We start from the raw sequence: 8,311 nt of genomic DNA, 5'->3' as shown, positions 1-8,311 counted from the left end.
GCCCCAGCGCCACGCCGACCACGGCGAAGCCGACCCCCTCGCCGACCAGGACCACCAAACCGAAGCCCTCGCCGTCGCGCACCACCGCCCCGTCGCGCCAGCTCGCCGAGCGCAGCAGCGCGCCGACCAGCACGGCGCCCGCCGCCAGCGGCGTCAGCGCCCAGGCCCGCGAGGTGGTCGACCTGGTCAACGCCGAACGGGCCAAGGCCGGCTGCGGCGCGCTGAGCATCGACGACAAGCTGATGACCGCCGCCCAGCGGCACAGCCAGGACCAGGCCGACCACCAGGACATGTCGCACACCGGCAGCGACGGCAGCGACGCGGGCGACCGGCTGGACCGGGTCGGCTACTCCTGGCGCACCTATGGTGAGAACGTCGCCTGGAACCAGAAGACCCCGGCCGCGGTGATGGACGCCTGGATGAACAGCCCCGGTCACCGGGCCAACATCCTCAACTGCGCCTTCACCGAGATCGGTGTGGGGGTGGCGAGCAGCAACGGGCCGTACTGGACGCAGGTCTTCGCCGCGCCGCGCTGAGCGGCGAGTCGCAGCCGGGTCCGCGCTCGTTGGACCGGGTGAAGGTACGCCGACGCGGCGTACCCGCTCCGGGCGGCCAGGGCCGCCCGCGACCCGGGAGCTGCCGATGCGGATCCGGCTGCGTACGCGCGCCGTCAGGCGTGGCCTGCGCCGGGCCCTGCCGGCGTGCCTCGCCCTCGCGCTGCTGACACCGGTGTACGCCTGCCGGGTCGAACTGACCCCGCCCGACGCGCCGACCTCGTGGCCTGCCGAGTCGGCCCGGCGATGGCAGTGGCAGTGGCAGCTCAGCGGGGTGCTGGACCCGACCGTCGAGGCGGAGGTCTTCCTGCTCGACCCGGTCACCACCACGGCCGCGCAGACCGCCGAGCTGCGCTCCCGGGACCGCCGGTTGGTCTGCCACGTGCACGTCGGGTCGTTCCTGCCGACCGACCCGGACGCGGGCCGCCTTCCCAGCGCGGTACGCGGCGCCCCGGCGCGCCGCGCGCAGAGCCGGTGGCTGGACGTACGGCAGTGGGACACGCTGCGGCCGGTGCTGGCCGACCGGTTCCGGCTCTGCCGGGGCAAGGGCTTCGGGGCGGTCGCGTTCGCCGACGCCGACGGGTACACCCACCGGTCCGGGTTCCCGCTCGACTTCGACGACCAGCTGCTGTTCAACCGCCGGCTGGCGGAGCTGGCCCGGACCCTCGACCTCTCGCCCGGCCTGATCAACGACGTGCCACAGGTGGCGGCGCTGGCGCCGGACTTCGACTTCGCGGTCAACGAGGAGTGCGTCCGGCTGCGCCAGTGCGCCAAGCTGCTGCCGTTCGTCGAGGCGGGCAAGCCGGTGTTCCACGTCGAGTACGCCGCCTCGACCACGGACTTCTGCGTCGAGACGATCGGCTACGGGTTCTCCTCCATCCGCAAGCAGCCGCACCTGGACGCCTGGCGCCAAACCTGCCCTCCCCCCGACTCCCCCTGACCGTTCCTGGGGTGGGTCAGTGGGTGGCGATTAGCTCCGGGGCCGGCGCCTGCGGGTCGGTGGGTGCCGGGGCGGAGCGGGGGCGCAGGAAGCGCGGCGCCCACCAGTTCGCGTCGCCGAGCAGGGTCATCAGCGCCGGCAGCACCACGGCCCGGATGATCGTGGCGTCCAGCAGGATCGCCGCCGCCAGGCCGATGCCGAGCTGTTTCATGTCGATCGTGCTCAGCGTGGCGAAGATCGAGAAGACTCCGACCATCACGATGGCCGCGCTGGTCACCACGCCGGCGGAGGACGTGATGCCGTACGCCACCGCCGCCCGGTTGGCCATGCCGGCCCGGACGCCCTCGCGGATCCGGCTGACCACGAAGACGTGGTAGTCCATCGAGAGCCCGAACAGCACCACGAAGAGGAACAGCGGCAGCCAGGAGACGATCGCGCCCATCGAGGTGAAGCCGAGCAGGTCCTCGGCCCAGCCGCCCTGGAAGACCAGCACCAGCAGCCCGTACGCGGCGCCCGCGGAGAGCAGGTTGAGCAGGATCGAGCTGGCCGCGATCACCACCGAGCGGAACGTCCAGGTCATCACCAGGAAGGTGAGCGCCAGCACGAAGCCCATCACGATCGGCAGCTTCCCCCGTACGTGCCGCGCGTAGTCCTCGCTGGCGGCGACCCCGCCGCCGACCGCGTACTCGGCCCCGGGCACCCCGGCGAGGGTGGCCGGGACCAGCTCGTCGCGGAGCCGCTCCAGTGACCGCACCGCCTCGTCGTCACGGCTGGCGTACGGGGTGGCGACCTCCAGCACGGACACCCGGTGGTCGGTCGACACCTCGATCTTCGGGCCGTCCGCCTCGGTGGGCGCGAAGAGCGGGTCGGCCGACGCCCGGGCAGCCAGCTCGGCCAGCGCCGTCCGTACCCGGTCGGCCTCGGCGGCCGGCGCCCGCACCGCGACCGTGTGGCTGGTGCCGGTGCTCGGGAAGGCCGCGGTGAGCCGGTCGTACGCCTGCATCGCCGGGGTGCTGCGCGGCAGATCCTCCATGCCGGGAAACTTCAGCTTCATCCCGAGCGCCGGGACGGCCAGGGCGAGCAGCAGCCCGACCGAGACCACCAGGGTCGCCACCGGCGCCCGCAGCGCGGGCCTCAGCACGGCCGGCCAGAACCAGGGCTTCGCCGGGGCGCCGTGCCGCCCGGTGCGCGGCGCGGTGAGCCGCCACAGCAGCGGCACCCGGGGCCGGTCGACCCAGCGCCCGAGCTTGGCCAGCAGCGCCGGCAACACGGTCAGCGAGCCGGTCACCGCGACCGCCACCACCAGGATCGAACCCACCGCGAGGGAGGAGAAGACCGCGTCACCCGCCAGCAGCAGCCCGGCCATCGAGATGATCACGGCGACGCCGGAGACCACCACGGCGTGCCCGGAGGTCTCCGCGGCGATCTCGACGGCGTCCAGGCCGGACCGTCCCTTGGCCCGCTCCTCCCGCTCGCGGCGCACGTAGAACAGCGAGTAGTCAACCCCGACCGCCATGCCGATCAGCAGGATGACGCTGGCCGTGACGTCGGTCGCCGGCACCAGGTGCGAGGCCAGGGTGGACAACCCCATCGCGGCGGCCACCGAGGAGAGCGCCAGCAGCACCGGAACGCCGGCTGCGATCAGCGCGCCGAAGGCGATGATCAGGATGGCCAGGGTCACCGGGAGGCTGAGCAGCTCGGCCCGCTGGAAGTCCCGGCCGAGAGTGTCGTCGAGCGCCTTGTTGATCGACGGCCCGCCGACCTGTTCGACGCGCAGCTGCGGGTGCCCGGCCTGGACCCCGGCGGTGATGTCGCGCAGCGGCCGCACCCGGTCCGACGCGGTCTCCGGGTCACCGGACATCGTGATCGGCAGCAGCAACGCGGAGCCGTCAAGGGCCAGCACCGGCTGGCCGACCGAGGCCACCCCGTCCACGGTGCGCAGCCGGGCGGCGGCGTCGTCGGCCGCGGCCCGCGCCGCCGCCGCGTCGAGCGTGCCGCCGCGCGGCGTGATGAGGACGTTCTCCACCGCCGGGTCGTCGAACCTCCCGGCGTCGACGATCAGCCCGGCCCGGCCCGACTCGCCGATCGCCTGGTCGGAGTCGGTGGCCTCGTTGAGGCCGACGGCGTTCCCTCCGACGAAGCACACCGCCACGAACACCACCCACAGCGCGATGGCGCGCCACGGGTGCTCCGCACTCCAGCGCGCCAACCGCACCGTCACCGGTCTCGCCCCCATTCCGGATCCCCCTGTCACGTCAACCCCCGGTCCACGGGGCTGACGTTAGGGACGTGCCGACGCCCGGACATCGGGGCCGCGCCCCGGCCTTCCCCGGACGTCGCGGCCCGCCCCGTTCAGACGATCCGGCCCGCCGGCGCGGGCGATCCCGCCGAAGCGGACGCCCCGGCCGGGCCCTCCCCGGACCGGACACGCGCGACGCGCCGCTGCCGACCCGGAGTCGGCTCCGGGTCGTTCCCCCAGGGGACTCCCGGTGTCCACCGACGGGGCGCGAGCCGCCGGAGCCGCCGGAGCCGCCCGCGACGGCGCGGGCTCAGCCGCGCAGGGAGCCCCGGGGGCGGGGCTGGCAGCGCGGGCAGCTGTACGACGAACGGTTCATGAACGCCTCCCGGCGGACCGGCGCGCCGCAGCGGCGGCACGGCTGACCCTCCCGGCCGTAGACGTTCAGCGACCGGTCGAAGTAGCCGCTCTCCCCGTTGACGTTGACGTAGAGGGCGTCGAAGCTGGTGCCGCCCTCCTTGATCGCCTCGCCGAGCACGTCCCGGACGTGCCCGAGCAGCCGCAGCGCGGCCGGGCCGGTCAGCACGTCGGTGGGGCGGGCGCCGTGCAGCCTCGCCCGCCACAGCGCCTCGTCGGCGTAGATGTTGCCCACCCCGGAGATCAGGGTCTGGTCCAGCAGGGCCCGCTTGACCTCGGTCCGGCGGCGGCGCAGCGCGGCGACGAAGGCCGCGTCGGAGAACTGTGGGTCGATCGGGTCCCGGGCGATGTGCGCGATCTCCGCCGGCAGCTCCGCCCCGCCCTCCGACACGGCGAGCCCGCCGAACGTGCGCTGGTCGACGAAACGCAGCTCGGGGCCGGCGTCGGCGAACCGGAACCGGACCCGCAGGTGCGTCTCGTCCGGGGCGTCGGCCGGCTGGAGCAGCAGCTGGCCGGACATGCCGAGGTGCCCGACGACGGCGTCCCCGCTGTCCAACGGCAGCCAGAGGTACTTGCCGCGGCGGCGGACGTCGAGCACCGTCCGCCCGGCCAGCACGTCGGCGAAGTGCTCACCGCCGGGCGTGTGCCGGCGTACCGCGCGCGGGTGGCGCACCTCGACCGAGGCGATCCGCCGGCCAATGACCCACTGGGCCAGCCCCTGCCGGACCGTCTCGACCTCGGGCAGCTCAGGCACCGCGCAGCCCCGGCTCGCCGGCGACGCCGGCGTCCACCGTGCCCCGGGTGTCCCCGGTCGGCTCCGGCGCGGCGCCCGCCACGGCCGGCCCGTCCGCCGCCGCCTCGCGCTCCGCCTGCTCGGTGAGCGTCCGCCAGGCCGACTCGGCGGCCCGCTGCTCGGCCTCCTTCTTGCTGCGCCCCTCGGCGCCGCCGTAGCGGTTGCCGGCCACCACCACCCAGGCGGTGAAGGTCTTCAGGTGGTCCGGCCCGGTGCCCTCGATGCGGTACTCCGGCACGCCGAGCCCGAGCGCCGCGGTCAGCTCCTGGAGGCTGGTCTTCCAGTCCAGGGCCGCGCCGCGCCCGGCCGACTCGGCCATCAGCGGGTCGAAGAGCCGGTGGATCACGATCGCCGCGGTGTCCAGCCCGTACTGGAGGTAGATCGCGCCGAGCAGTGCCTCCAGGGTGTCGGCGAGGATGCTCGCCTTGTCCCGGCCGCCGGTGGTCTCCTCCCCCTTGCCGAGCAGCAGGTAGGCGCCGAGCCCGTCCGGGCCCAGCCCGCGCGCCACGTCGGCGAGGGCGCGCATGTTGACCACGCTGGCCCGCAACTTGGCCAGCTGCCCCTCGGGCAGGTCGGGGTGGTTGTGGAAGAGCGCCGTCGTGATCACCACGCCGAGCACCGAGTCGCCCAGGAACTCCAGCCGCTCGTTGGTGGGCAGGCCGCCGTTCTCGTACGCGTAGGAGCGGTGGGTCAGCGCCCGCTCCAGCAGCTCCGGGTCGAGGCTGACGCCGAAGGCGGCCTCCAGGTGACCGACGGATGCCCGCCGCCGCTTGTCGTTGCTCATGATGTCGGTACCTCGGTGTCGGTGATGCGGTCGGTGGTGTCCTCGCGGTCCCCCGCGTCGGCGCCGTCCAGCAGCGCCCGGACCAGGTCGGCGGCGCGCCGGCGCCACAGGTGGGCGGCGAGCGCGATGCCGGAGGCGACGTCGTCCGCGCGGGCGGCGCCGTGGCAGACGACCACCGTCCCGGCCACCCCGAGCAGGGCGGCGGCGCGGGGAGCGCCACCGCCGGCCGGGGGCCCGCCGGCCATCGCGTACGCGCCCTCGATCGCCTTGAGCAGCACGTTACCGGTGAACCCGTCGGTGACCACCACATCGGCGCGCGTGCCGAGCGAGACGTCGTACCCCTCGACCAGGCCGATGTAGCGGCCGCCGCAGGGCAGCGCCGCGGCGGCGAGGGCGGGGTCGGCGAGCCGGCGGGCCCGGTCGCCCTTGCCGGCCTCGCTGCCGACGGAGAGCAGCCCGACCCGGGGTGCCCCGACGGCGTGCGCGACGGCGGCGTAGGCGGTGCCGAGCACGGCGTGGCGGGCCAGGACGGCCGGACGCGGCTCCAGCGAGCCGCCGACGTCCAGCAGGACCACCGGGCCTGCGACGGCCGGCAGGGTGGCCACCAGCGCCGGGCTGCGGACGTCCGGCCAGCGGCCGAGGCCGAGCGCGGCGGCGGTGACGGTGGCGCCGGTCGAGCCGGCGGAGACCAGGGCGTCCGCGGCGCCCTCGCGGACGGCGTGCACGGCGGCGCGGACGGTGCTGTCGCCGCGCGCCGCGCTGGGGTGGTCGGCCATGCCGACGGCGGCGTGCACCGGCCGGACGGCGACCCGGGCGCGCTGCGCCGGATCCAGGGTGTCGATCAGCCGGCCGGCGGCCTCGGGCGGGCCGACGAGCAGCAGGTGCAGGTCGGGGTCGGCGCGCACGGCCCGCAGAGCGCCGTCAACCACGACGGCGGGAGCATTGTCCCCGCCGAGGAGGTCAACGGCGATCCGCGCGGTGCCCGGCTCCACCGGAACGCCGGCCGGAGCAGGCCGGCCGGCGCCGGAGGGAGCCGGGGCACCCGGCGAGTGCCAGGGCGCGCGCGCCGCCCGACCAGGGGTCGGGGGCGTCACTCGGCGTCCAGGTCAGACCTCGAGGACCTGGCGGCCGTTGTAGGTGCCGCAGACGGAGCACGCCGCGTGCGGCAGCTTCGGGGACTTGCACTGCGGGCAGGCCACGGTCGCGACCGCCGCGGTCTTCCACTGCGCCCGGCGGGACCGGGTGTTGCTGCGCGACATCTTGCGCTTGGGGACGGCCACGGTTCTTACTCCTCTTTACGGGTCAGTTGCGACAGGCCCGCCCAACGCGGGTCGATCTGCTGGTGACTGTGGTCGGCCGGCAGCTCGTCCCGGTGCACCCCGCACTCGGGGCACAGGCCTGGGCAGTCCTCCCGGCAGAGCGGGTTGGTCGGCAGTGTGAGCACCACCGCGTCCCGCAGCGCCGGCTCCAGGTCGATCAGGTCTCCCTGCATCCGGCCCACCTCGTCCTCGTCGGTCGTGGTATCCGTGGTGCTGTTCTCGTACGCGTACAGCTCCTGGATCCGCACGACCATCGAGGCGTTGATCTCGCGCAGGCAGCGGCCGCACTCGCCCCGCACCGGACCGCTGACGGTCCCCGAGACGAGTACGCCCTCGGACACCGACTCCAGCCTCAGGTCGAGGTCGAGGTCCGCGCCCTCCGGCACGCCGATCAACTCCACGCCGAGGTCCGCCGGTGCCGGCACCACCCGCTTGACCGTACGCAACGCACCAGGCCGACGCGGCAGGTCTCTCGTGTCGAGGACCAGCGGCGACCTGGGGTTGAGTGGGGAAGGCGTGTGTTTGGGCATAGTCAGACTCCGGCCGGTGAGAGGCCGACAAAAAAGGTTACCTGGGCGACCGCCGGATCGTCGAACCGGGGGCGCCGCCGCCCCGCCTGCCGGCTGCTTGCGGTGCCGCTCAGAAGGGTAGCGGGCGCTCCGCCTCGTCGCCGGCGAAGGTGCCGATCTCCCGCAGCGCGTGCATCTTGTCGCGACCGCGCTCGATCGACGCCAACGCCCGGGTGAGGAACTGCTCGAAGTTCGCCAGCGCGGTGTCGACGTAGTCGTCGACCTCCTCGCGCAGCCGCTGGGCCTCGGCGCGGGCCTCGGCGATGATCCGGGCACCCTCGTGCTCGGCGGAGACGGTGATCTCGTTCACGGAGACCAGCCGGGCGTGTTCCGCCTCACCCTCGCTGATGATCCGGTCGGCCTCGCGCTTGCCGGCCTCCATGATCTTGTCCCGCTCCTCCAGCAGCGCGGCGGCCCGGCGCAGGTCGGCGGGGAGTTCGGCGCGCAGATCGTCGAGCGCCGCGATCATCTCCCCCCGGTCGACCATGCAGTTGTTGCGCGACATCGGGACGGAGCGCGCCTGCTCCACCATGGCGATCAGTTCGTCGATGCGATCGAGCGGGTCCACCGGCACCTCACTCCTGTCGTTCGTCAGCCGACCTACATGATGCGGCCCTGCGCCCAGTTTCGGCGCTGCACACATGATGTCGTGCGCGGGCGAACCTCGCCCGATCCACCCCACCCCGGCGCGTCGTGCCC

The 8,311-nt window shown here is 74.5% G+C and carries 9 protein-coding genes; 2 read left to right on the top strand and 7 right to left on the bottom strand.

The annotated features are described in order from the left end of the window. Together C1I99_RS26245 and C1I99_RS26240 are read left to right on the top strand one after the other, a co-directional pair. On the top strand, positions 1-536 hold a 536-nt coding region (locus tag C1I99_RS26245), incomplete at its 5' end, for a CAP domain-containing protein (protein WP_233512724.1). A 106-nt stretch (positions 537-642) separates the two neighbouring features. Then, positions 643-1,494: an endo alpha-1,4 polygalactosaminidase gene (locus C1I99_RS26240; protein WP_111136863.1), complete on the top strand. Its 852-nt coding sequence runs from the start codon at positions 643-645 to the stop codon at positions 1,492-1,494. Between the two features lie 16 nt (positions 1,495-1,510). Here C1I99_RS26240 and C1I99_RS26235 read toward each other — a convergent pair whose 3' ends face one another. From C1I99_RS26235 to C1I99_RS26205, 7 genes are all read right to left on the bottom strand, one after another. Beyond that, positions 1,511-3,730, bottom strand: a complete 2,220-nt coding sequence (locus C1I99_RS26235; protein WP_111136862.1) for an MMPL family transporter — start codon at positions 3,728-3,730, stop codon at positions 1,511-1,513. Between the two features lie 313 nt (positions 3,731-4,043). Beyond that, complete coding sequence (gene mutM, locus C1I99_RS26230; protein WP_111136861.1) at positions 4,044-4,901, bottom strand: bifunctional DNA-formamidopyrimidine glycosylase/DNA-(apurinic or apyrimidinic site) lyase; 858 nt, start codon at positions 4,899-4,901, stop codon at positions 4,044-4,046. Next, positions 4,894-5,724, bottom strand: coding sequence for a ribonuclease III (rnc, locus tag C1I99_RS26225; RefSeq protein WP_111136860.1), 831 nt, complete (start codon positions 5,722-5,724; stop codon positions 4,894-4,896). The genes mutM and rnc overlap by 8 nt, the downstream gene beginning before the upstream one ends. Next, positions 5,721-6,716, bottom strand: a complete 996-nt coding sequence (locus tag C1I99_RS26220) for a phosphate acyltransferase PlsX (protein ID WP_111136859.1) — start codon at positions 6,714-6,716, stop codon at positions 5,721-5,723. Before C1I99_RS26220 ends, rnc begins: the two co-directional genes overlap by 4 nt. A gap of 114 nt (positions 6,717-6,830) precedes the next feature. Then, the gene (rpmF, locus tag C1I99_RS26215) at positions 6,831-7,004 is read right to left on the bottom strand and encodes a 50S ribosomal protein L32 (protein WP_076470490.1); all 174 of its coding nucleotides are present in this window, start codon (positions 7,002-7,004) and stop codon (positions 6,831-6,833) included. Positions 7,005-7,009: 5 nt separating this feature from the next. Then, the gene (locus C1I99_RS26210) at positions 7,010-7,573 is read right to left on the bottom strand and encodes a YceD family protein (protein ID WP_111136858.1); all 564 of its coding nucleotides are present in this window, start codon (positions 7,571-7,573) and stop codon (positions 7,010-7,012) included. A 109-nt stretch (positions 7,574-7,682) separates the two neighbouring features. Further along, the gene (locus C1I99_RS26205; protein ID WP_111136864.1) at positions 7,683-8,180 is read right to left on the bottom strand and encodes an SPFH domain-containing protein; all 498 of its coding nucleotides are present in this window, start codon (positions 8,178-8,180) and stop codon (positions 7,683-7,685) included. Positions 8,181-8,311 lie beyond the last annotated feature (131 nt).

The sequence above is a fragment of the Micromonospora deserti genome (assembly GCF_003236335.1).
Lineage (GTDB): Bacteria > Actinomycetota > Actinomycetes > Mycobacteriales > Micromonosporaceae > Micromonospora > Micromonospora deserti.
Note: the sequence above shows the minus strand (reverse complement) of the source record. Positions and strands in the feature narration are given on the sequence as shown.

Bases quoted from the DNA above. Each gene is read 5' to 3' on its own strand.
- C1I99_RS26235 (WP_111136862.1), bottom strand. From the start codon at position 3,730: ATGGGGGCGAGACCGGTGACGGTGCGGTTGGCGCGCTGGAGTGCGGAG.
- C1I99_RS26210 (WP_111136858.1), bottom strand. From the start codon at position 7,573: ATGCCCAAACACACGCCTTCCCCACTCAACCCCAGGTCGCCGCTGGTC.
- rnc (WP_111136860.1), bottom strand. From the start codon at position 5,724: ATGAGCAACGACAAGCGGCGGCGGGCATCCGTCGGTCACCTGGAGGCC.
- C1I99_RS26240 (WP_111136863.1), top strand. From the start codon at position 643: ATGCGGATCCGGCTGCGTACGCGCGCCGTCAGGCGTGGCCTGCGCCGG.